Source organism: Streptomyces sp. NPDC001787 (genome assembly GCF_040297465.1).
GTDB lineage: Bacteria > Actinomycetota > Actinomycetes > Streptomycetales > Streptomycetaceae > Streptomyces.
Genome location: NZ_JBEOZE010000042.1, coordinates 37788 through 59253, shown reverse-complemented (window position 1 = coordinate 59253; position 21466 = coordinate 37788). Strand labels below are relative to the sequence as shown.

21 protein-coding genes are annotated in these 21466 nt (G+C 68.5%); 5 read left to right on the top strand and 16 right to left on the bottom strand.

Features of this window, described 5'->3' with window-relative positions; translation table 11 throughout:
- Nucleotides 1-176 precede the first annotated feature (176 nt).
- Both ABT170_RS36535 and ABT170_RS36530 read left to right on the top strand, forming a co-directional pair.
- On the top strand, nt 177-692 hold the full coding sequence (locus ABT170_RS36535; protein ID WP_329941645.1) for a DinB family protein: 516 nt from the start codon (nt 177-179) through the stop codon (nt 690-692).
- Between the two features lie 96 nt (nt 693-788).
- On the top strand, nt 789-1280 hold the full coding sequence (locus ABT170_RS36530; protein ID WP_351874771.1) for a hypothetical protein: 492 nt from the start codon (nt 789-791) through the stop codon (nt 1278-1280).
- 22 nt (nt 1281-1302) lie between these two features.
- On the opposite strand, the gene ABT170_RS36525 is transcribed toward ABT170_RS36530, so the two are convergent.
- The 7 genes from ABT170_RS36525 to ABT170_RS36495 form a co-directional block, all read right to left on the bottom strand.
- Complete coding sequence (locus tag ABT170_RS36525; RefSeq protein ID WP_351874768.1) at nt 1303-1776, bottom strand: hypothetical protein; 474 nt, start codon at nt 1774-1776, stop codon at nt 1303-1305.
- Nucleotides 1777-2044: 268 nt separating this feature from the next.
- The gene (locus ABT170_RS36520; protein WP_329941648.1) at nt 2045-2728 is read right to left on the bottom strand and encodes a uracil-DNA glycosylase; all 684 of its coding nucleotides are present in this window, start codon (nt 2726-2728) and stop codon (nt 2045-2047) included.
- Between the two features lie 76 nt (nt 2729-2804).
- Complete coding sequence (locus ABT170_RS36515; protein WP_351874764.1) at nt 2805-4385, bottom strand: ABC transporter substrate-binding protein; 1581 nt, start codon at nt 4383-4385, stop codon at nt 2805-2807.
- Between the two features lie 118 nt (nt 4386-4503).
- Nucleotides 4504-5259, bottom strand: a complete 756-nt coding sequence (locus ABT170_RS36510) for an SDR family oxidoreductase (RefSeq protein WP_329941650.1) — start codon at nt 5257-5259, stop codon at nt 4504-4506.
- A gap of 20 nt (nt 5260-5279) precedes the next feature.
- Complete coding sequence (gene fabG / locus ABT170_RS36505) at nt 5280-6041, bottom strand: 3-oxoacyl-ACP reductase FabG (protein ID WP_351874760.1); 762 nt, start codon at nt 6039-6041, stop codon at nt 5280-5282.
- A 241-nt stretch (nt 6042-6282) separates the two neighbouring features.
- Nucleotides 6283-6666, bottom strand: a complete 384-nt coding sequence (locus ABT170_RS36500) for a DUF3037 domain-containing protein (protein WP_266929044.1) — start codon at nt 6664-6666, stop codon at nt 6283-6285.
- Nucleotides 6663-7559 carry a HipA family kinase gene (locus ABT170_RS36495; RefSeq protein WP_351874757.1) on the bottom strand — a complete coding sequence of 299 codons (897 nt, stop codon included), beginning with the start codon at nt 7557-7559 and terminating at the stop codon, nt 6663-6665. Before ABT170_RS36495 ends, ABT170_RS36500 begins: the two co-directional genes overlap by 4 nt.
- A gap of 367 nt (nt 7560-7926) precedes the next feature.
- Here ABT170_RS36495 and ABT170_RS36490 point away from each other — a divergent pair, with 367 nt between their 5' ends.
- The 3 genes from ABT170_RS36490 to ABT170_RS36480 all read left to right on the top strand — a co-directional run bounded on the left by ABT170_RS36490 (nt 7927) and on the right by ABT170_RS36480 (nt 10629).
- Nucleotides 7927-8841: a sugar phosphate isomerase/epimerase family protein gene (locus tag ABT170_RS36490; protein WP_329941653.1), complete on the top strand. Its 915-nt coding sequence runs from the start codon at nt 7927-7929 to the stop codon at nt 8839-8841.
- A gap of 28 nt (nt 8842-8869) precedes the next feature.
- Complete coding sequence (locus ABT170_RS36485) at nt 8870-9994, top strand: aldo/keto reductase (RefSeq protein WP_351874754.1); 1125 nt, start codon at nt 8870-8872, stop codon at nt 9992-9994.
- A gap of 137 nt (nt 9995-10131) precedes the next feature.
- Nucleotides 10132-10629: a P-loop nucleotide/nucleoside kinase family protein gene (locus ABT170_RS36480; protein WP_329941655.1), complete on the top strand. Its 498-nt coding sequence runs from the start codon at nt 10132-10134 to the stop codon at nt 10627-10629.
- Between the two features lie 126 nt (nt 10630-10755).
- Here the strand turns inward: ABT170_RS36480 and ABT170_RS36475 are convergent, their stop codons facing one another.
- The 9 genes from ABT170_RS36475 to ABT170_RS36435 all read right to left on the bottom strand — a co-directional run bounded on the left by ABT170_RS36475 (nt 10756) and on the right by ABT170_RS36435 (nt 21466).
- Nucleotides 10756-11844, bottom strand: coding sequence for a glycosyltransferase (locus ABT170_RS36475; protein WP_351874751.1), 1089 nt, complete (start codon nt 11842-11844; stop codon nt 10756-10758).
- Nucleotides 11841-13808 carry a carbamoyltransferase family protein gene (locus ABT170_RS36470; protein WP_351874748.1) on the bottom strand — a complete coding sequence of 656 codons (1968 nt, stop codon included), beginning with the start codon at nt 13806-13808 and terminating at the stop codon, nt 11841-11843. Before ABT170_RS36470 ends, ABT170_RS36475 begins: the two co-directional genes overlap by 4 nt.
- A gap of 72 nt (nt 13809-13880) precedes the next feature.
- The gene (locus ABT170_RS36465; RefSeq protein WP_329941658.1) at nt 13881-14906 is read right to left on the bottom strand and encodes an NAD-dependent epimerase/dehydratase family protein; all 1026 of its coding nucleotides are present in this window, start codon (nt 14904-14906) and stop codon (nt 13881-13883) included.
- A 64-nt stretch (nt 14907-14970) separates the two neighbouring features.
- Nucleotides 14971-16167: a nucleotide sugar dehydrogenase gene (locus ABT170_RS36460; RefSeq protein WP_351874744.1), complete on the bottom strand. Its 1197-nt coding sequence runs from the start codon at nt 16165-16167 to the stop codon at nt 14971-14973.
- A 49-nt stretch (nt 16168-16216) separates the two neighbouring features.
- Entirely contained in the window at nt 16217-17308 is a 1092-nt protein-coding gene (locus ABT170_RS36455; protein WP_351874741.1) for a glycosyltransferase family 4 protein, read from the bottom strand.
- Between the two features lie 27 nt (nt 17309-17335).
- Nucleotides 17336-18139, bottom strand: a complete 804-nt coding sequence (locus ABT170_RS36450; protein ID WP_351874738.1) for an inositol monophosphatase family protein — start codon at nt 18137-18139, stop codon at nt 17336-17338.
- The gene (locus ABT170_RS36445; protein WP_351874735.1) at nt 18136-19347 is read right to left on the bottom strand and encodes an aspartate aminotransferase family protein; all 1212 of its coding nucleotides are present in this window, start codon (nt 19345-19347) and stop codon (nt 18136-18138) included. Before ABT170_RS36445 ends, ABT170_RS36450 begins: the two co-directional genes overlap by 4 nt.
- Entirely contained in the window at nt 19344-20411 is a 1068-nt protein-coding gene (locus ABT170_RS36440; RefSeq protein WP_351874732.1) for a Gfo/Idh/MocA family protein, read from the bottom strand. Before ABT170_RS36440 ends, ABT170_RS36445 begins: the two co-directional genes overlap by 4 nt.
- 170 nt (nt 20412-20581) lie before the next feature.
- Nucleotides 20582-21466 (bottom strand): ABC transporter permease, encoded by an 885-nt coding sequence (locus ABT170_RS36435; RefSeq protein ID WP_351874729.1) that lies wholly within the window; start codon nt 21464-21466, stop codon nt 20582-20584.

Here is a 21466-nt window from a genome sequence, read left to right as displayed (position 1 = left end):
TGTGTCATACGCCTGACGTGGTCCCGGCAGCATACGTGCGCCGCGGCGGCGGCCGGCGAAGCCGCCGCAGGTGCGCGGGACCTGTTCGCCGTACGCCGGACAGGTGCGGGCCCGCTCGGCGCGCGGCTGGAAAAACGCCTGGCCACGGCCTTGACCGATGAGCGAGTATGGCCGCCATGACTGCTGTGGAACGCTCCGAACCCGCCATCGACGCCGCCGAACGCCCCATGCTGGAGGGCTGGCTGGACTTTCACCGCGAGACGCTCGCCATGAAGTGCGCGGGCCTCACCGACGCCCAGTTGCGGGAGGCGTCCGTACCGCCGTCCGCCTTCACCCTGCTCGGGCTCGTACGGCATATGGCGGAGGTCGAACGCGGCTGGTTCCGCGAGGTACTGGCCGGTGAGGACGTGGCGCCGATCTACGGCACCGACGAGGATCCGGACGGCGAGTTCCACCTCACCGAGGCCGACACCTGGGCGGAGGCGGAGGCCACCTGGCGCGCGGAGATCGCGCAGGCCCGGGAGATCGCGGCGAAGTGCGGCCTCGACGACATGTCCGTGGGGCTGAGCCGCCGGCACGGCAAGCCGTTCAACCTGCGCTGGATCTACACGCACATGATCGAGGAGTACGCCCGGCACAACGGCCACGCGGACCTGGTGCGCGAGCGGATCGACGGCGCCACCGGCGCCTGACGGCAACAGCCGCGCCGTACCGGCCGCGTCACTCGTGCGGGCCAATCCCGCCGCACCGGCCCCCCGGGCGGCCTCCCGCACAGCAGAGTTGCCCGGGTGCATCGAACGAGAATCACCGCGAAGTTCCTGGTGGGAGTGGCCGTCACAGCGGTCTCGGGCTGTGTGTCGGTGGAGCCCCCGGCGGAACTCCCGCCGCGTCCCGGCTCCAGCCGGCCCGTCCTGGACGTGACGCCGCAGATCGTGCAGCCGCCCGCCGCCCACGAGGCCCTGGAATCCTTGGAGTCGGAGTCCCTCCCGGACCCGAAACCCTCCCCCGTCGCCTCGGCGCCGCCTTCCGCCTCCGCCCATCGGGCCCCCGCCGACGTCCGGCGCCCGGCGCCGCTCGCGCCTCGGCTGCGGGAGGCCGTGGAGTCCCCGAAGCGGTGGACCCCGCCCCGGCTGCCGCGTGTTCCGCCTCCCGAGTCACGGGCCGTACCGCGCTCCCCCGGCGGCCACCCTTCGGATGTCTGCGCGCTGGGCCGGGGGTACGGGGGCTGGCCGGCCGGCAGCCCCCAGTCCAGGATCTGCGAACAGACCTACGGCGACTGAGCCCATGGCCCGGACCGGGGGGTCATCGCTGCCGCATCCGCAGTTCCAGCCGGTCGATGGCGGCGCGGACCCCTCCGCCGTGCCCGCCGTCCGCGAGGCCGTCGGCGGCGGCCCTGGCCCGGTGCAGATGGATCCGGGCCGCCTCGGGGCGCTGGAGCTTCAGATAGTCCGCCGCGAGGCTGAGATGCAGTGAGGGGGAGAAGGACCGCACGGCCACGGCGTCGCGGTGTTCCGCCGCACGCTCGCCGCTCAGTTCCTCCGCGGCCGTCAACGCCCGCAGGTCCCAGGCCAGTTCATCACCCGGGTCGTCCTGGGTGTCGGCCATGTAGTGCGCGAGGGTGCAGCGGTGGAGAGCGTCGCCGTCCTCACCGATCTCCGACCAGAGGGCGCCGAAGCGGTTCCGGGCCTCCTCCCGGTCACCGCCGTGGAGCAGCATGACCGCCTGGCCGATCCTGGTCGTGACGGCGTCCGGGGACGCCTCCTGCCGCTCCACCACTGCGCTCTCCCTCGTGCCCCGTACCGCCGGTCGCGGTCGTGCCGGCGCCGAGGGCCGTCCCCCTGGTCCCTGACGGGCGCACGACGACGGCCACGGCACCGCGCGGCGTTGTCGGAACGTCCGCATACGTCCAGTATGCGGACGTCCCTCCGCCTTGCCGTGCACCCGCATCCGTCGCCGCGCGCCGATCCGCCGGGTAGGGCATGGCGAGTGGGCCGCAACCGTCGCCGTTCCGGCCGGGGCGTGGACGGCGGCCCGTCGGCCGGGCTCAGCCCAGGTCGGGGATGCGCCAGTCGATGGGCTCGTGCCCCTGGGCGGCGACCGCCTCATTGATCTGGGTGAAGGGACGCGAGCCGAAGAACTTCTTCGCCGAGAGCGGTGAGGGATGTGCTCCCTTCACCACCACGTGGCGCTCCTCGTCGATCAGCGGAAGCTTCTTCTGGGCGTAGTTGCCCCAGAGGACGAAGACCGCCGGGTCGGGGCGCGAGGCCACGGCACGGATCACCGCGTCGGTGATCTTCTCCCAGCCCTTCCCCTTGTGCGAGTTGGCCTCACCGGCCCGTACCGTCAGCACGGCGTTGAGCAGGAGGACACCCTGCTCGGCCCACGGCATCAGATACCCGTTGTCCGGGACCGGCAGGCCCAGCTCCTCCTTCATCTCCTTGTAGATGTTGCGCAGCGAGGGCGGGGTCTTGACCCCCGGGCGCACGGAGAAGCACAGCCCGTGCCCCTGGCCCTCGCCGTGATACGGGTCCTGGCCCAGGATGAGGACCTTCACCCGGTCGTACGGAGTGGCGTCCAGCGCGGCGAACACCTGCTCGCGCGGCGGATACACCGGCCCCTTGGCCCGCTCCTCCTCGACGAAGTCCGTCAGCTCCTTGACGTACGGCTTCTGCAGCTCTTCGCCGAGGACGCCGCGCCAGGACTCGGGCAGCAGGTCGGTGTCGGTCACGTCCACAACCTCCGGTAAGCAATCAGTTCTTGACCACAGAACCTACCGGGCACCACTGACAACGGACGTTCGAGGCCTACCAGCTGGTCTTGCGGTACAGCTCCCACAGCTGCATGACGGTCTGCGGGTCCAGGGCGCGCTCGCCGCCGCCGATGTCCTCGCCGGAGGCGACGTACAGCTTGCCCTGCCACAGCGGCAGCAGCCGGACGTCCTCCACCAGGATCTCCTGGGCCCGTTCGAACTGCTTGCTGACCGCGCCCCGGTCGCTCTCCTGCCGCGTGGAGGGGATCAGCTGCTCATTGATCTCCTTGTTCATGTACGGGGTCCCGGTGACGCTCTCCTTGCCCATGAAGGGGGCGATGAAGTTGTCGGGGTCCGGGAAGTCGGGGAACCAGCCCCGGCCGAAGACGGGGTACTCCCCCTTGGTGAAGCCCTCCTGGAAGTCCGTCCACGGCTCGCCCTTGAGCGTGATGTCGAAGAGGCCCGAATCCTCCAGCTGACGCCGGAGCTCCTCGAACTCGGGCTCCGTGGAGGAGCCGTACCGGTCGGTGGTGTACCAGAAGGTCATCTTGACCGGCTTGGTGATGCCCGCGTCGGTCAGGATCTTCCTGGCCTTCCTCACGTCCGGGTCGCCGTAGGTGTCGAAGAAGCTCGTGGTGTGCCCGGCGATGCCCTTGGGGACCATGGAGTACAGCGGCTCGGCGGTGCCCCGGTAGACCTTGGCGACCAGCTCGTCCCGGTTCACGAGGTGCGCGATGGCCTTGCGGACGGCGGGCTTTCCGGCGGCCTCGTCCTTCGGGTTGAAGACGAGGAAACGGATGTCGGCGCCGACCGTCTCGACGATCTGGAGTCCGTCGTTGTCGGCCTTGTTGTCCTCCAGGCTGACGACCTCCTCGGCGGTCAGCCCCCGGTAGATCGCGTCGATCTTCTTCTTCTTGAGCGCGGCCACCATCTGCGCGGATTCCTTGAAGTACTGGACGGTGACCGTGTTGTTCTTGCGGTTGGCGAAGCCCTTGTAATCGGGGTTCTTCGTCATCTCGGACGCGACCCTGGGCTTGTAGGAGTCCAGGAGGTACGGGCCGGAGCCGGTGACCTTGCCGTCGTCGCGGAGCTTGTCCTTGGGGTAGTCACCGGGCGCGACGAGCGACATCGCGGGGGTGGCCAGGATGAAGGGGAAGGTGGCGTCCGACTTGTTGAGGTGGAAGACGACGGTGTCGTCACCCTTGGTCTCCACCCGGTCCAGGGAGCCGAGCATGCCGATGGGGCCGCCCTTGACCTTCAGGTTCACGATCCGGTCGATGCTGTACTTCACGGCCTCGGCGTCGAGCCTCTCGCCGTTGGAGAACTTCAGCCCCCTGCGCAGCGTGCACCGGTAGGCCATGCTCGTGGCATCGGTGAACTTGCAGTTCTCCGCGGCGTCGGGCTCGGGGGTGGTGGTGCCGGTGGGAAAGCTGACCAGCGTCTGGAAGACGTTCCGCATCAGCTCCCACGAGTTGTCCCAGGCTGCCGCCGGATCCAGGGTCGAGGGCGAGCTCGTCGAGCCGACGACGATCTTCTGGTCGGTGTCCGAGTCGCTGCCGGAGAGCAGACCGCAGCCGGCCAGCAAAGAAAGGGAAGCAAGGGCTGCAGCAGCCTGCAGACTGGCCCGGTAGAACACGTGCACGCTCCTCGATCAGCCATGGGTCGGCAGACCATACCGCAGCGCCCCGCCGGGTCAATCCTCAGGCCCGGCAGGGCACTTGAGTCAATCAGGGCGAAACCGGTTCAGGCCGTTCTCAGCCCACGCCCGCGTTCAGGAGAATCCCGCCGTCGACCACCAGGGTCTGTCCGGTGATCCAGTCGGACTGCCCGGAGGTGAGGAAGGCCGCCGCACCACCGATGTCCTGCGGCGCTCCGAGCCGGCCGAGCGGATAGCGGGCGACCACCTCCGCCTCGCGGCCCTCGTAGAGCGCCTCGGCGAACTTGGTCCTGACCACGGCCGGAGCGATCGAGTTGACCCGGACGACCGGCGCGAACTCGTGCGCCAGCTGGAGGGTCAGGTTGACCATGGCCGCCTTGCTCATGCCGTACGCGCCGACGAAGGGGGAGGCGGAGATACCGGCGACCGAGGCGATGTTGACGATCGCCCCGCCGTTCTCCTTCTGCCAGGCCTTCCAGGTCTGCTGGGCGAAGCCCAGCGCCGAGATCACATTGGTCTCGTAGACCTTGCGGACGACGTTGAGGTCGAGTTCGGCGATCGGGCCGAAGACCGGGTTCGTCCCCGCGTTGTTGACGAGGAAGTCGACCCGGCCGAACGTCTCCATGACCCGCTCGACGGCCGCCGCCCGGTGGGCCTCGTCGTGGGCCTTGCCGGCGATCGCGATGACTCTGTCCGAGCCGAGCCGCTCCACGGCCTCCTTGAGGGCGTCCTCACCGCGGCCGGTGATGCACACCCGGTCGCCGCGGGCGACGAACGCCTCGGCGATGCCGTAGCCGATACCCCGGCTGGCACCCGTGATCAGGGCGACCTTCCCGCTGTCCTGCACCGTCATGATGTCCGTTGCCCTTCGCGTCAGTTGAGGGGTCCGCCGGCCACGTACATGACCTGCCCGGAGACGAACCCGGCGTCCTCGCCCGTGAAGAAGGCGATGGCGTTGGCGATGTCCTCCGGGCGGCCGACGCGCTGCACCGGGATCTGGGTGGCCGCGGCGGCCTGGAACTCCTCGAAGCCCATGCCGACCCGGGCCGCGGTCTGCGCGGTCATCTCGGTGACGATGAAGCCCGGGGCGACGGCGTTGGCGGTGACGCCGAACTTGCCGAGCTCCTTGGCCAGGGTCTTGGTGAAGCCCTGGAGGCCCGCCTTCACGGCGGAGTAGTTCGCCTGCCCGCGGTTGCCGAGCGCCGAGGAGGAGGACAGCGACACGATGCGGCCGAACCTGGCCTCCACCATGTGCGACTGGACCGCCTTGGCCATCAGGAACGCGCCCTTGAGGTGCACGTTCATCACGAGGTCCCAGTCCAGCTCACTCATCTTGAAGAGCAGGTTGTCGCGGAGCACGCCCGCGTTGTTGACGAGGATCGTCGGGGCGCCCAGCTCGGCGGCCACCCGCGCGACGGCGGCCTCCACCTGGGCGCTGTCCGACACGTCGCAGCCGACGGCGAGGGCGGTGCCCCCGGCGGCCGTGATCTTCTCGACGGTGTCCTCGCAGGCCGCCTCGTCGAGGTCGAGTACGGCCACGGCGCGGCCCTCGGCCGCCAGGCGTACCGCGGTGGCGGCGCCAATGCCCCGCGCCGCTCCCGTCACGATGGCGACACGCTGCTCGGTGGTGGACATGCTTGGTTCTCCTCGCCCTTGGATCGCGGCTCAGCGGACGTCGGGACAGTCCTGGAGCTCGCGTTCCCCGACAGAAGAGTCCCGATGACTGAGCAACCGCTTAGTACCTTCAGCAGACGAGACGCTAGAAGCCCTGGCACCCGGTGTCAACGGCCCACGGGAACAGTGGCCGCATGTCACACCCGAGGGGGTGGCTCCGCATGTCTCCGGGTCACCGGACCGGGACCGGGACCGGGACCGGTCAGCGCACCAGCAGGTCGAGCAGCCGGTCGACCTCCCCCGCCGGGTCCAGGGTGAGGCCGCTGTGCACGGCGCCCGGCTGGACGACCGTGGAGCGCGGCGCGATCAGCCAGCGGAAGCGCCGCCCGGCGTCGTCGCCCGCCGCCTGCCCGGCCCCTTCGCCGCCGCCGCAGACCCCCTCGACCGCGCGCAGCGCGGCCCGGACCCCGACGACATCGGCGTCCGGGTCCAGCGCCTTCAGCTTGTTCTCGTCGAGGTGGGTACGGGCCGCGACGAACGACTTCGCCCGGCAGTACACAAGGACACCCGCGTTGAAGCACTCACCGCGCTCGACGCGCGGGACCACCCGCAGCAGCGCGTACTCGAAGACATCGCGCTCGCTCATCGGCCGTTCTCCTCGCCGCTCCGCGCGGCACTGTCACGACCGGCCCCGCTCTGCGCGGCGCGGTCCTTCGTCGGGTGGGGCCAGGGAGCGAGGTGATCGGTGAGCCAGCCCGGGGCCCTGGAGGGGGTGGTCCTGGTGGGGGCGTCCAGCGTGATCCGCTCATGGATCGTGGCGGCGCGAGCGAGCAGCGGCCGCACATACGCCCGGCGCAGCTCGTCCGTCGAGCCGAAGCCGGGCTCGTCGGTCAGCCAGGCGTCCGGCACATCGGCGGTGACCTCGGTGAGCAGCTCCTCGGTGACGAGCGGGGCGAGCGCGGCGGCCGCGGCCGCGATGTCCGGACCGAACGGCGCCAGGACGTGGTCGGAGGCGTTGTAGGGCTTGGCCGCCGACGCCTCCGCGCCCGGCCAGTTGTGGTGCCAGATCATGGTGGCGCCGTGGTCGATCAGCCAGGGGTCACCGTGCCAGACCAGCATGTTGGGGTTCCGCCACGACCGGTCGACGTTGTTGATGAGCGCGTCGAACCACACGATCCGCCCGGCCTCCACCGGGTCCACCTCGTACGCCAGCGGATCGAATCCGAGCGAGCCGGGCAGATAGTCCATGCCGAGATTCAGCCCGCCGCTCGCCTTCAGCAGCTCCTGAACCTCCTGATCCGGCTCCCCGAGCCCGATCACGGGGTCGAGCTGCATGGTCACCAGCTCGGGGACCCGCAGCCCCAGCCTGCGGCCGAGCTCCCCGCAGATGACCTCCGCGACGAGGGTCTTGCGGCCCTGGCCCGCGCCGGTGAACTTCATGACGTACGTACCGAGATCGTCGGCCTCGACGATGCCCGGGAGCGAGCCGCCCTCACGCAGGGGCGTGACATAGCGGGTCGCCGTGACTTCTGTCAGCATTTCCCCAGGCTATACGGCGAGGCTCCCTGCGAATCCGCACCCATGTACGCATCGGCGGGAAGCCGTGCTCGCGCTTCCGGTTCGGCCGGCTCTTCGGTGCTCCCCCTCCGCCCGGCGCCCGGTGCGTCCGATGCGGCCGGCCGGAGTGACGGACCCCGTCGCGCGGACCGGCCCGCTCCCCCGCGCGGCACACCCGTCCCTCCGGGCAGCGCTTCCGGTCATCTTCCTGAATGCCCTCTGGAATCAGCCCCCTCAGCCCCCCTATCGTCGGGCCGGGATCCAACCCGGCGGTCGCTCGGTCATTCCGGGGTGGAGATCTCAGAAGCGCGGGCTCCATCGTGTCCGTATCCGGATGAGGGGTATCACAGTGAAACTCGGAATGTTCACCGGCTGTCTTCCCGGATGGGATCTGGACCACATCGCCGCCTGGGCTTCCACCGCCGGATACGAGACTCTGGAGGTCGCGGTCTGGCCCAGTGACCGCGCGTCCGAGGGAAGTCACCTGCATGTGGCGGACTTCACCTCCGACCAGGTCGACGACACGAAGGCCTCGCTCGAAAAACACGGCTTGGAAATATCGGCTCTGGCCTATTTCGAGAACAACCTCCATCCGGATCCCGCCCGTCGGCAGGAAGTGCGCGGCCATCTGAAGAAAGCCATCGACTCGGCGCAGAAGCTGGGCGTCCCTCACGTCGGTACGTGGATCGGCCGTGACTGGACCGCATCGATCTCGGACAACATCCAGGAGGCCGAGCGCATCCTGCCGGAACTCGTCGAGTACGCCGGCGAGCGGGGCGTCAAGCTCCTCGTGGAGAACTGCGCGGTGGAGGGCTGGCACCCGGACGGGTATCCCGCGAACCTCGCCTACTCGCCCGAACTCTGGGAATGGATGTTCTCGCTCGGCTTCTACCTCAACTGGGACCCTTCACATCTCGTCTGGCTCGGGATCGATCCGGTGGGGACCATCGCTCCGTACATCGACCGGATCGCCCATGCCCAGGCCAAGGACGTGGAGATCGACACCGCCGCTCGACAGCGGTACGGCTTCTACGGCCGGGTCGACAAGGGCGACACCCCCTGGGACATGGGCTGGTGGCGCTATCGCATGCCCGGACTGGGAGAGATCGACTGGAAGCGGACGGTGGACCGGCTCTATGAGCTCGGCTTCACAGGAACTCTGGCCGTCGAGCACGAGGATCCGGTGTGGGGAGGCGACGACGAGCGCGTCACCCAGGGGCTGCGCATCGCTCACCGGACGCTGCGGCCACTGATCGTCGCCTGATCCCCGGGAAGTCCGACGGACGCGCCGTATGCCGCACCGCCCGGACGCACCGCCGCGCAGCCGAGCGTCCTGGGTGGCCCGGGTCGACCAGCAGGAAGAGAAGGCCATGAGTGTGGAGAAGCGCCCCTTGGGCGTGACGGGAATGGACATCACGACCCTGGGGCTGGGGACCTGGGCGCTCGGGGGGCCCGATTGGCTCTACGGCTGGAGCAGCCAGGACGACAGGGAATCCATCGCCACGATCCGCCGGTCGCTGCACGCCGGAGTCAACTGGATCGACACGGCCGCCGTGTACGGCCTCGGCCACTCCGAGGAGGTGATCGGCGAGGCGCTGTCGGGGATACCCGGCCGGGAGCGTCCGTTCGTCTTCACCAAATGCGGCCTGGTGGGAAACGCGAAGGAGCCCTTCAGGGCGCCTCAGCGCACGATGCGGGCGGACAGCGTGCGCCGCGAGGTCGAGGAGTCCCTGCGCCGGTTGCGGGTCGACCACATCGACCTCTACCAGGTGCACCAGCCGGACGACGGCGAACGCGACGAATGGCAGGAGCGCACGGTGCCGCCGGAGGGCGTCCCGGTGGAGGAGTACTGGCAGACCATGGCCGACCTGAAGGCCGAGGGGAAGGTCCGCGCCATCGGTCTGTCCAATCACAGCGTGCAGGAGCTCGACCGGGCGGAGAAGGTCGCGCACGTCGATGCGATCCAGCCCCCGCTGTCGCCCATCCGGCGGGAAGCGGCGCCGGAGATCGAGTGGGCCGCCGCCCGAGGCACCGGTGTCATCACCTATCAGGCGCTCTATTCGGGCCTCCTGTCGGGTGCGTTCTCCCCGCAGCGGGTGGAGTCGCTGCCGGACGACGACTGGCGCCGCACCGACCCGGAGTTCACCGTCCACCTGCCCGGCAATCTCGCGGTCGCCGAGACCCTGCGGTCGATCGCCGCGGCGCACGGTGTGCCGGTGCCGGCCGTGGCCATCGCCTGGGTGCTGGCCTGGCCGGGCGTCACCGGGGCCATCGTCGGTGCCCGCAGGCCGGGCCAGCTCGGCGGTCTGCTGGCGGCGGACGGGCTCGGACTCTCGGAGGCGGATCTGCGCCGTATCGCGGCGACCATCGAGGAATTCGGCGTGGGTATCGGCCCGTTGCGGCCGCCGGCCGGATGAGAGGACGTCCCCCGCAGGCGGGGGCCCGGCGGGGGCTGTCCCCGCCGGGCCCGTGCTTCCGGAGCGCACCGGCCGTCGGCCCGGGGCGGCCCCGCGGTCTCTCGCTCCCGGGATACGCCGATGATAATCTTCCGGTCGTGGCTATCCTGTTCCTCATCTGCGGGCTCCCCGGTTCCGGCAAGACGACGTTGGCCAAGCGTCTGGAAGGGGAATGGTCAGCTCTTCGACTGACCGCTGACGAATGGCTGTTCGAGCTTTTTCCGACCTATTCCGACGAGGAACTGGACGCCACGCGCGATCCGGTGGAGCGGTTGCAGTGGCGTACCGCCCTGCGGGTTCTGGAAACCGGCGGGAACGTGGTGCTCGACTGGGGGCTGTACGCCCGGGAGGAGCGCGACCGGTACCGGAGCGAGGCACAGGCGCTGGGCGCGCAGGTAGTGCTGTGCGTACTCGACCTCCCGATGGACGAGCTGCGCGCGCGTCTCGCCAAGCGCAACGCGGATCTCCCGCCGGGCACGTACCTCATCACGGAGTCCGTGCTCGACACGGCGCTCCACTACTTCCAGCCGCCGACCCCGGACGAGCTGGCGGCGTTCGATCCGTTCCCCGGCACTCCCGCGCAGCCGGCCCCGTAGGCCGACCGCGTCACGTTCACGTCCGGGCGGAACCGGCCTCCGCGCCGCCTCCGTCATCGGCCTCGCGGATCGCCGCCCCGCCGTGCGTCTCGACGGGGCGGCGCCGCAGCAGGGCCCGATGCCCCGTCAACGCCCTGCCACTGCCTGGGACATCTGCTCCAGATGTCCCTCGTACGTGTGCTCGCGCAGCACGTACTCCCGAAGGTCCTGGGCCGCGTCCTCCAGAACGGCCCGGTGGTCCATGCCCCGGGCGATGGCAGCGCGCAGTGCCCGGACATCTCCGGTGGGCACGGTCATAATCGCCTCCGACACGGGCACCTGCGGAGCAAGCGGTTCGGACACGACGATGGCCTTGCCGAAGGTGAGGGCCTGCACCAGCGCGGCCGATACGCCACCGTGTGCCGCGAATTCGTCGAGGTACGGGAACGCCACCACAGCGGCCCCCTCGATGAGCCGGTGCATGCGCTCACGGGTGATCCAGCCCGGTTCCCAGTCGACCCGGGCCCTGGGATAGCGGCGGGCGATGAGTTCCTCCCCGTTCGCCAGGTTTCCCGCGATCCTCAGCCGGGGCCCGGGGTTGACCGCCTCCAGCAGGTGATGGAAGCCCTTGTAGTCCAGCGCCTCGCCGACGAGGAGCACGTAGGGCTCCTCGTCGGTGTCCCGGCGAGGAGCCGCGAACCGCTCCCGCACCTCCGCGGCCGTGGCCGCCGGCCAGCCCACCCTGACGACGACGTCGCGTGGCAACCAGTCGAGTGCCTGGCGCTCGCCCGTCACGGTGTGCACGACGAACAGGTCCCGGCCTTCGCCCAGTTGCTTCAGCAGTCCCCGTACGTCGCCGGTCTTCTCCGCGTTGACCCCACCGAGTTCCCCGGTCAGTTCGGCCGGCCGGTGCAAGGCGTGGATGACGCGCAGCGGCCCCGGAGCGACGGGGAGGGAATCCCAGTTCTCGTCGAAGAAGAGGTTGACGAAAACCTCGCATCCACGGGCCGAGGCATCGGCCAGCGACGCCTCCAGATTGCGCCGCGTCACCGACGCCAGCCCCTGCCGAGAACCCGTGACCGGCACGTGCTCGACTCGTCGCCGGTCCGCCGACCTGCCCTCCAAGTAGGACGGCGGACAGTAGACCGGCGCCCCCGCCGCGGTACCCAGGCCCATCAGCAGGTCGGGGTGGTGGCCGCGCTCGTGGCAGTAGTCGTCGAAGAAGGCGAACCTCATCGTTCGCTCCGTTCCCTTGCCCCCACCGCCGCGCGTGCCAGCCGGACCATGCCGCGCTGTCGCAGATCGTCGACGGCGTCGACCACTTCCGCCTCGGAACGCCCCGGGAGCGCCGCCGCGATCCCGGCGATGGAGCGCTCGGCGTCGATCAGATGCAGCAGCGTGTACTCGTCGGCGTCGACGGGGACGCGCTGCCCCGTGCGGGTCCGGCAGAAGTAGCTCGGAACCGACGCGCCGCCCCCGACGCTCTCGGTCGTCGCGGCGAGCGAGACATCCTCCACCAGGTGGGGTACGAGGGTGGCAGGCGCGCCGCTCCCGCCCGTGGTCAGTTTGGTGATGCGCAGTCCGTTGAGGTACAGCACATCGAGGTTGCAGCTGAGGAAGCAGCGGATGGCGTCCTGCGGAGTCTCCACGATGGGTTCGCCGCGGATGTTGAAGGACGTGTTGAGGACCATCGGCACACCGGTGACTTCGTGGAAGTGCTCGATCAGCCTCCGGTACAGGCCCTGGTGTTCGGGGTCGACGGTCTGAATGCGACAGGTGTCGTCCACGTGGCAGACACTCCTGATGACCTCGATCTGCTGCGGCAGCAGCGGTGCGACCGTCATCATGAACGGATCGTCGGCCGCGACGTCGAAGTACTCCTTGACGTGCTCGGCCAGCACCGAGGCGGCGTAGGGCCGGAACGGCTCGCGGAACTTGACCCGTGCGTTCAGCCGGTCGCGCATGTCGCCGGGCCGCGGGTCGCAGATGATGCTGCGGTGTCCCAGGGCACGCGGCCCGAACTCACTGGCGCCTTCGAACCAGCCGACGAACTTGCCGTCCACGAGGTCGGCCACGGCCGCCTCGACGACGCGGGGGACGGACTCGGCACGTACGAAATCCGCCGCCCCGGCGACGGCGTCCGCGACATCCCGGTCGTCGTACTTCTGGCCGTGGTAGTTGTCGTACGCGCGCCAGCGCGGCCGGTCGCCGGTGAGCCTGTGGTAGCCGTACAGGGCGGCGCCGATGGCGATGCCCGAGTCACCGGACGCGGGCGTCACGAACAGCTTCGAGAACGGTGTCTGCCGCAGGATCAGCCCGTTGGCCACACTGTTGAGGCCGACGCCGCCGCTCAGCGCGAGCTCCTCGGAACCGGTGGCTTCATGGATCACCTTGCACAGGTGGATGACCGCGGGTTCGAGCTCTTCCTGGACCTTGGCCGCCAGGTTCCGGCATATCGGATCCAGGTGGGCGGGCAGATCGGACCGGGGCGGCAGCTTGGTGACCCATGTGGTGTCGAAGACCAGGTCGTCGCCGTCGTACTCGATGAACGGCTCGGGGAAGGCGGACGCGTCGCCGTAGGGCGCCAGTCCCATGGTCTTCCCGGCATGCTGGAAGTGCCCGAAGATGTACTGCGAGGCCGCCGAGAACATGTGGCCCAGGCTCGGGAACCGCATGAAGGGCTTCATGGAGTCCCACAGACCCCATTTCTTCCTGACCAGTTCGAGCGAGCCGTCCTCACCGACCGCGTACATGGACTCGGCCTCCTCCATCTCGGAGTACTGAGGGGGCGGCCCGATGAGCGGGCTGCCGCGCCGCTCGTACTCGCCGTAGTTGTAACCGCTGCCGTCCAGAACGAGTACCGCCGGGCGCCTGAAGTCGGAGGCGACCCAGGCGTAGTAGGCGTGCAGCAGATGGTGTGAGGGGTTGATCACCAACTCGCCGTCAAATCCCGAACGTCGGATCTCGGGTTCGTAGTCGTTGTGCGTATAGCGATTGATGACGACGGAGTCGACTTCGCCCAGGGAGCGGAGACCAGCCACGCGCAGGCAGTAGTCCACGGCCTTGAATGGATATCCTTCATGGTATTTCACACGTGACAGCCGCTCTTCGGGGACAGCCACGACGAGTTCACCGTCGACCACGATGCAGGCAGCGGCATCGTGCGCCCCGTTGATACCGAGGACGATTTTCCGGGCCATTCGATCACCTCATGGGGAGAAGAAGTCGTTCGTCGGTGCGGAGAGCGGATCCGGGCACGGCGCGAGGGCGGCTCACAGCCGGCCTTCGGCGATCGCTTCGGCGGTCCACGCGATCACCTCGCCCAGCATCGTGTCCAGGTCGGTCGTCGCCTCGAACCCGAGCACACGCCGTGCCTTCTCGACATCCGGCACGCGCTTTTGCACGTCGTGGGCGAACGGGTCGTCCGAGACGAAGCGGAACGGGCCGCCCTCGGGCCGGACGGTGTGCCAGATCCGCTCGGCGAGCTCCAGAACGGTGGTGCTCCGGGCGGTGGAGAGGTTGAAGTCCTCGTTGAGCGCGGCGTCGTGCTCCATCGCGAGGACGATCCCACGGGCCAGGTCACCGCCGTAGGTGTAGTGCCGGACCTGGTCACCCGAGCCCAGAATGTGCAGCGGGTCCTGACCCTTCATGACCTTCTGCACCAGGTCAGGGACGACGTGCGACATCGCCAGCTTGACGTTGCCCGACAGGATCTCGGCCTGGCCCAGGGCCCTGCCCTCCCCCACGCCGACGCAGTTGAACGGCCGCACGATCGTGTAGGGCAGCCCGTACTGGTCCCACGCGGCTCGGGCGAAGTACTCCACGGCCAGTTTCTGGAAGCCGTACGAGGACAGCGGCGGCGGCACCAGGCGTTCATCCCCCTCTTTCGAGGGCCATCGGTCGGTGGACTCGAACACCATCGACGACGACAGGTAGGTCACCTTCCGCAGGGTGCCGGAGCGGTGCGCCTTGATCGCCGCGTCGCATGTGGTCGCGATGATGCGCTCGTTCGCGGCCAGCAGGTCATAGGGATAGGAGTGGAAGTAGCTGATGCCACCGATCAGCGCGGCTCCGGCGATCAAGTGATCGCAGCCGTTGAGCGCCTCGGTCAGCTGTTCCAGGTCGCGGGCGTCACCCCGCACGAAGTGGTAGGAGGGATGGGAATCGTAGGAGCGCGTCACAGGGCCGTACTTCGAGTAGTTGTCCAGCCCCACGACTTCGTGGCCGTCCGCCAGCAGCCGTTCCACCACATATCCACCGATGAATCCCGCTGACCCCGTCACGAGCACTCTGGCCATATCAAGATGTCCTCTCATTGACCGCGGACGCCGGCCGGCCGCGGAGGTGTTCCGGTCGGTCGGGTCAGATCAGGGCACCATGTCCGGTGATGCCCCACACATCAGCGATCGGTTGCTCCGCCTTCAGCCCGTGATAGGCCGGATGCGGCGCTCCGATGATGAGAAGATCGGCGCGTCCCAGCACTTCCTCTTCCGGCAGGAAGCGTTCATCCACCACATACGGATCGGCGCACAGGACCTCCTGGGCTCGGAGCAGAAGAATCTTGCGTAATCGGAAGGAAAGACTCTCGCGCGGGTCGTCGGAACCCGCCTTGAATCCCATCCCCAGAATTCCCACCGTCATGTCGGCCAGCGGGTATCGGCGCTCCAGCCGGGACACCAGATAGGCCGGAAGCCCCTCGTTCACCTGCACCGCCGCGTGGCCCAGGGCGAACGTCCCGCTGTGGGAGGCCAGTTGGATGGTGTCCTTGCGCAGACACGGCCCCGCGGCGAATCCCGCACCGGGGACATCGGCGGCCCGGGGGTATTCGTGGGTCAGCGCATGGCGGATGCGGTCGTAGTCCAGACCGGCGTCGTTGGAGATCCGCCAGAACTCATTGGCCGTGGCGAACTTGATGTACCGCCATGAGTTGGTGAAGAGCTTGACCAGTTCGGCCTCCTCCGGGCTGAGGGACACGATCCGGTCGGTCAGCGCCCGGAAGAGCTTCTCGGCCCGGACGGCGGTCTCCTGGTTCCGGGCGGCGACGATCTGCGGCAGGGAGAACAGCTCGGTCATCGAGTGCCCCTCGGCTATCCGCTCGGGGCAGAAGGCGACGTTCGAGGCCAGACCGTACGGCTCCAGCAGCCGTTCGATGATCCGAACGGCACCCGGGTGCACAGTGCTGCGCAGGACGATCACCTGCTCCGGGGAGAAGTGGCCGCGGCAGCTCTCAAGCGCCCGCCAGACAGCCGAGTGGTCCGGCGCCAGAAAGGCATCCACCGGGGTCCCGACCACCACGATCACGTACTCGGCCGTGCCGACGACGGCCGGATCGACCGTCGCCATGAGCTGCCCCTCACGTACGGCATCGGCCAGCGGCTGCTCCGCACCCCTTTCCAGGAACGGCAGCCGTCCCTCGTTCACCTGCTCAACGGCCTTCTCGTTGATGTCGTACAGGCTCACCGTGCGGCCCCGGGATGCCAGAGCGATGCCCAGCGGCAATCCGACCCGCCCGCATCCGCCAATTATCACGACATCAGAGGAAAATGCGCCGTCAGGCATGTGGTGTCCTCCAGCTCGCAGGTTATTTACGGTCGGCCGGATCGGCCGTTCAGCCCGAAGCATCCGCATAGACCTTGTTGAGGCGTTCCACCATCTTCGCCTCGGAGAAGAACGCGGAATGGTGGGCCGCGACAGCTTCGGGATCGACCTTGCCTTCGGCCAGATCGGCGATGACCGCGTCCACGGCATCCGCCAGCGCGATGGCCGAGTCCGCGGGGACCAGACGCCCGTACCGCGCATCGGGAATCATGTCCGGCACCCCTCCGACAGCTGTGGCCACCACCGGAATTCCCCTGCTCATGGCCTCAAGAACGACGAGCGGACACGCCTCGGAGCGGGAAGGGACCACGAGCACGTCACCCTCGGCGCCATCCTGGATGACATCCACCCTGGTGCCGTGGAAATGAACCACCTCGCCCAGACCCAACGCGTGGGTGACAGTCTTCAGGTACTCCGCGAGGCTGCCGTCCCCGTACACATTCAGCTCCGGGCACGACGTCCCGTGCCTCGCGTGCAGTTCGGCCATCGCCAGGATCGCGGTGTCGATCCCCTTCTCCCAGCTGAGGCGTGCCACCAGCATCAGACGCCGGCGTCCGGCACCGGCCCGGCTCCCGCGCGGTGCCGCGGGTGTCCCGTTGGGCACGTAGTGCAGCCGATCGGCGGACGCGCCGTTGCGCCTGAGGGAATCCAGACCGGCGCGCGAGACGGAAACGATCTCCGAGCGCACACCGAGGGCTTGGTGCACGGGCAGCAGGAGCAACGGCGCGATGGCGTGATGGGTGAAGACACAGGCCTTTCCCGCCGCGTTGCCCGCTGGAATGGCCTGAGCCGCGGCACTGACGGTGTGCGAGTGCACCACATCGACATCGAGTTCTTCGAACCGTCGCGCCAGCAGGCCGACGGACTCCTCGACGGGAAATATCCACTCCTTGGGGAATTTCCACTCCTCACCATGCGGGTACAGGTGCGGTTCGATGATCACCGGTATCCCGTGGCGCTCGCAGGATTTTGTGAGGTAGCCCTCCGCGGCCGTGGCCACGATCGGCTGGTGCCCGTACTCCCGCTGGGCGAGCGCGAGCGTCACCACATGCCTTTGGATTCCGCCGAGTCCAGCGAGGTCCGCGTTGTGCAGGATTCTCATCGATGCCTCTTCAATAGGTTTCCCGGCTCAGATGAAGGGGGCGAACCGCTCCCACAACTCCGGAGAGGATGCCGCGGCGATCCTGTGACGTGCGTAGAGATCGTCCGGCGACCACAGTGCCGCTCCCGACCGGTCCGCGATGACCCCACCGGCCTCGGTGATGATGAGCGACGCGGCCAGGTAGTCCCAGACCGCCTGGGTATTGATCTCGTCGACGTACGCGTCCACCGCGCCCTGCGCCACCCGGCACAGGTCGTGTGCCGACGCCCCGGAGAAGACGGCTGTGGCGCCGGGACACGGGGCGGAGCCCTGGTCTCCGACAGCGACCGCTCCGATGCGGGGCGACGCGGATCCGGACAGCGCCCGCCCGTCGTGGACCGCTCCCTGGCCGCGGACGGCGCTGAACCACGCACCCGACCGGAGTTCATGGACGACCGCGGCCAGCGGTCCGTGTTCATCGACCACACACAGGCTGGGGCCATAGGGCCCTTTGCCGGCAGCGCAGTTGGCGCTGCCGTCCACCGGGTCGAGCACCACTTTGAGCGGCCGCTCGGGGAAGTCCGTACCGGACTCCTCGGAGAAGACACCCAGTCCATGAGCCGTCAGCACGGCCCGCGCCGCCCGATCCGCCAGCACGTCCACCGCGTACTGGTCCCGGTGCCCGTCGGCCGCCAGCCGGCGGTCGGCGGCGCTGAGCGCGCCGACGGCCCGCCCGACGGCCGACGCGGCCTCCATCAGTACCCCGACGAGGCCCGCTCCGCGCGAGCCCGTCCTCGCAGCCGCACCGCTTTCGCGTTCCTCCGGCGCCCTCCGGCCGTGGTCCCCGGTCATAGCGCCGCCTTCACCGCCCGTCGGCACACCTCAAGGGTCCGGTCGATGTCCGCCTCCGTGTGAGCCGCCGACACGAACCACTGGTGCTGGGGGTGGAACAGCACTCCCTGCCTGATGACTTCCCGGAAGAACGCGGGCCGGACCCCCGCCTCCACGGCCGGAGTGTCGAACTCCAGAAAGGGCATGGGCGCGTAGCCCACGACGGTCGCGGGCAGCCCCGATCCCTTGACGATCTCCTCAAGACCGTCCATCAGCCGCGCCCCGTTGGCCCAGACGCGCTCCAGCGCGTCGGTCTCCTCCAGCACTCGGATGGTCTCCAGGGCCGCCGCCATCTCCACCGGACTGGCGAAGAACGTGGACGAGATACGGGTCTCCGCGAAGCCGGCCATGACGTCGGCCCGGCCGACGAGCGCCGATATGGCGAATCCATTGGCCATCGCCTTGCTGTACGTCGCCAGGTCCGCACGCACGCCGAAGTACTCCTGCGCGCCGCCGAGACCCATGCGGAATCCCGAGCGCATCTCGTCCAGGACCAGGAGCGCACCGTGCCGGTGGACGATCTCGCGCAGCCGGAGCAAGTGCTCGGCGGAGGTGGTGTGGTCACCGAAGGGCATGGTCACCACACAGGCCACGGACCCCCCGCCCTGCGTCAACCGCCGGTCCAGATCGGCGAGGTCGTGGTAGTCGAAGATCTCGGAGGTCTGCCGCACGGCGGCCGGGATGCCGGCCGGAGACTCCACGGCCCAGTCGTGCCAGCCGTTGTAGCCCCAGCGCAGCACGCCCTCACGCCCGGTGTGGATCCGCGCCAGGCGCACCGCGGAGGAGGTGGCGTCGGACCCCGTCTTGAAGAGGTACACCTTCTCGCCGCCGGGAATGATCTCGCACAGCCGCTCGCACAGAACGACCTGCTCGGTGGACCAGAGCGGAGCCATGCACTGGCCGCCCGCGAGGGCCCGGGTGGCCGCCTCATTGACCCGGGGATCGGCGTGTCCCAGGATCACCGGCCCGTAGCCGAGCTGGTAGTCGATGTACCGATTGCCGTCGGTGTCCCAGATGTAGGCGCCCCGCGCCCGCTTCATGTACCGCGGATACGTCGTGGTCCCGTCGTCCGTGGGGGCCATGATGTCCGCCCTGCTGTGAGCGCGCGCGTCGACCTTCCTGGCGCGTGCCGCCCACTGGTCGTCCCGCGCGTAGCGCCCGCCCGTCATATGCGCTCACCCCCCGCGGCCGCGGGGGCGGGCCGGGGGGTGTCCTCCGGAGCGAGTCCGGGCAGGTCCACCCATTCACCGTCGTTCGCGCTCGAACGGTAGGCCGCGTCGATCAGCAGCGCGTTCCGGCGGGCCTCCTCGACGAGGAGCTCCCGCCGCGCTTCGGAGGCACGGGTGAGCCGGAAGTCATCGAGAACCCGGGAGAACCACGAGGTATGGCTGGGGTCATCGAAGTCGGAAGGAATGTCCTCCGTGCCGGCCCGGCCGCCGCCGAGGATGGTGAGCCGGTCGTTCTCCACGCTGAGACTGCCGCCGGTCCCCGTCAAGGAGTACCTGGTGGAGCGTTCCTTCGCCGCCCAGGTGAGGTCGAGCAGCACCTCCACGGCCCGATCGCATTTGATCCGGACCAGTGCCGTGTCCTCGGTGCCGCCGTATGCGGTGCTGCCGAGGGTGCCCGCTAAACAGGAGACCGACCTGGGTAACGCCCCGGTCAGCATTTCGGCCATATACAGACTGTGCGGACCATGGTCACGAAGAATTCCGCCCGCGGAGTGACGCGTGTCCCTGCGCCAATCCGGATACCATCCCTCCGCGCCTCGCGCATGACCGATGCGCGTCGTCCTGAAGTGCGCCGAAACCACCTCGCCGAAGGATGGATCCTTCGATATCTCAAGCATCCGGCGCACGACGGGCGCGAATTTATAGTTGTGTATGGGATAGACGGTGCTCGATGTTCGGGCGATGCGGTTGATCAGATCTTCGAACCCGGGTTCGCCGGCCAGGAAAACGGGCTTCTCGCACAGGACGTCCAGCCCGTCGTCCATCGCCCGGTTCATATACTCGGCGTGGCTCGTCGGCGGCGTGCAGATGTCGATGAAGTCGAGCTGCTCCGTCCGCAGGCATTCCTCATAGGAGCTGTAGGTACGCAATCCGGCCGCCTGCGCGGCTTCCCTCCTGGTGGAGCTCGGATCGACGATGGCGACGATATCCATGAAAGGATCCGTCGCATAGGCCGCAAGATGACCCATCGCAATCACTCCGAAGCCGATCAGGGCTCCATTCATGACGTGACCTCACCTCTCAATAGACACTGATGCATCACATCGGGAGACAAACCATGCGGGCACCCCGGGCAGGGAATGCCAAAAACTTGCTCGACTTCAGGTAGAACTCGTTCTTTTTTTCACCCTACCGAGGCGGCCCCGGATTATCAAGGGATGAATATCTCCATGGGTCAGCTTCCACTGCTGGAGTAGTACCGGATCTGTCTGCGCCATATTTGGTACGCGATCGACAGGAGAAGAAATCCTGCCAGCGGGGCCATGTAGGCGAGCCAGACCGGCCCCGGCAATGATTCGGTCCGGCCGATCATCAGGGCGGCCGGGAAGTAGGCCACGAAGGCCAGCGGCAGAGCAAAGGTGAGGATCCACTGCGTCATCCTGGGGAAGATGTGGACCGGATAGCCGCCGAAGGTATTGAAGATCTCGTCGACGAGGTTTCGAAGCGACTGGTTCGAGAGTGCGCGGAACGACATCGCCGCAGCTGCCAGCTGGAACGATCCCTCGACCATCGCGCCGCCGACGAGGGCGAGCAGCATGTAGCCGATGGAAAAGAACGACCATTCCACGGAGAGCCGTGATGCGGCAGCCACAAGAATGACGACTCCGCCGATCAGGTCCCCCAGTGTGGCCAGATAGGCCCGGCGGGTGAATATTTGCAGCAATGGACCGCAAGGCCGCACGAGATAGCGGTCGAACTCTCCGTTCCTGAGCGTCGTGTCCAGTGACCACAGTTGCGTACACGGCACCATCCACAGTCCATGGGAGACCAGGCGCATGCCGTAGAGAAACGCTATCTGTGCCATGGACCAGCCCCCGACCGATCCGAATCTGCTCACGATGATCCATACGAAGAGCAGGCCGACCGTCTGGAAAAGCACACCGCCCAGGAGCGTGAGCAGGAAATTGCCGCGATACTGCATCTGGGACCGGTAGGACGCCCGCATCAGCAGGAAATAGGACCTCCACCACGGAATCGGCGCGACCTTGGCGGCCCCGGCCCGGCCGGTCCGGCGGTTCGCCATGGCGGTGTACGACGGGGACGTTCGCGCATCCGGCAT

Bases quoted from the DNA above. Each gene is read 5' to 3' on its own strand.
- ABT170_RS36535 (WP_329941645.1), top strand. From the start codon at position 177: ATGACTGCTGTGGAACGCTCCGAACCCGCCATCGACGCCGCCGAACGC.
- ABT170_RS36510 (WP_329941650.1), bottom strand. From the start codon at position 5,259: ATGACGGTGCAGGACAGCGGGAAGGTCGCCCTGATCACGGGTGCCAGC.
- fabG (WP_351874760.1), bottom strand. From the start codon at position 6,041: ATGTCCACCACCGAGCAGCGTGTCGCCATCGTGACGGGAGCGGCGCGG.
- ABT170_RS36500 (WP_266929044.1), bottom strand. From the start codon at position 6,666: ATGAGCGAGCGCGATGTCTTCGAGTACGCGCTGCTGCGGGTGGTCCCG.
- ABT170_RS36495 (WP_351874757.1), bottom strand. From the start codon at position 7,559: ATGCTGACAGAAGTCACGGCGACCCGCTATGTCACGCCCCTGCGTGAG.
- ABT170_RS36485 (WP_351874754.1), top strand. From the start codon at position 8,870: ATGCCGCACCGCCCGGACGCACCGCCGCGCAGCCGAGCGTCCTGGGTG.
- ABT170_RS36475 (WP_351874751.1), bottom strand. From the start codon at position 11,844: ATGAGGTTCGCCTTCTTCGACGACTACTGCCACGAGCGCGGCCACCAC.
- ABT170_RS36470 (WP_351874748.1), bottom strand. From the start codon at position 13,808: ATGGCCCGGAAAATCGTCCTCGGTATCAACGGGGCGCACGATGCCGCT.
- ABT170_RS36465 (WP_329941658.1), bottom strand. From the start codon at position 14,906: ATGGCCAGAGTGCTCGTGACGGGGTCAGCGGGATTCATCGGTGGATAT.
- ABT170_RS36460 (WP_351874744.1), bottom strand. From the start codon at position 16,167: ATGCCTGACGGCGCATTTTCCTCTGATGTCGTGATAATTGGCGGATGC.
- ABT170_RS36455 (WP_351874741.1), bottom strand. From the start codon at position 17,308: ATGAGAATCCTGCACAACGCGGACCTCGCTGGACTCGGCGGAATCCAA.
- ABT170_RS36450 (WP_351874738.1), bottom strand. From the start codon at position 18,139: ATGACCGGGGACCACGGCCGGAGGGCGCCGGAGGAACGCGAAAGCGGT.
- ABT170_RS36445 (WP_351874735.1), bottom strand. From the start codon at position 19,347: ATGACGGGCGGGCGCTACGCGCGGGACGACCAGTGGGCGGCACGCGCC.
- ABT170_RS36440 (WP_351874732.1), bottom strand. From the start codon at position 20,411: ATGAATGGAGCCCTGATCGGCTTCGGAGTGATTGCGATGGGTCATCTT.
- ABT170_RS36435 (WP_351874729.1), bottom strand. From the start codon at position 21,466: ATGCCGGATGCGCGAACGTCCCCGTCGTACACCGCCATGGCGAACCGC.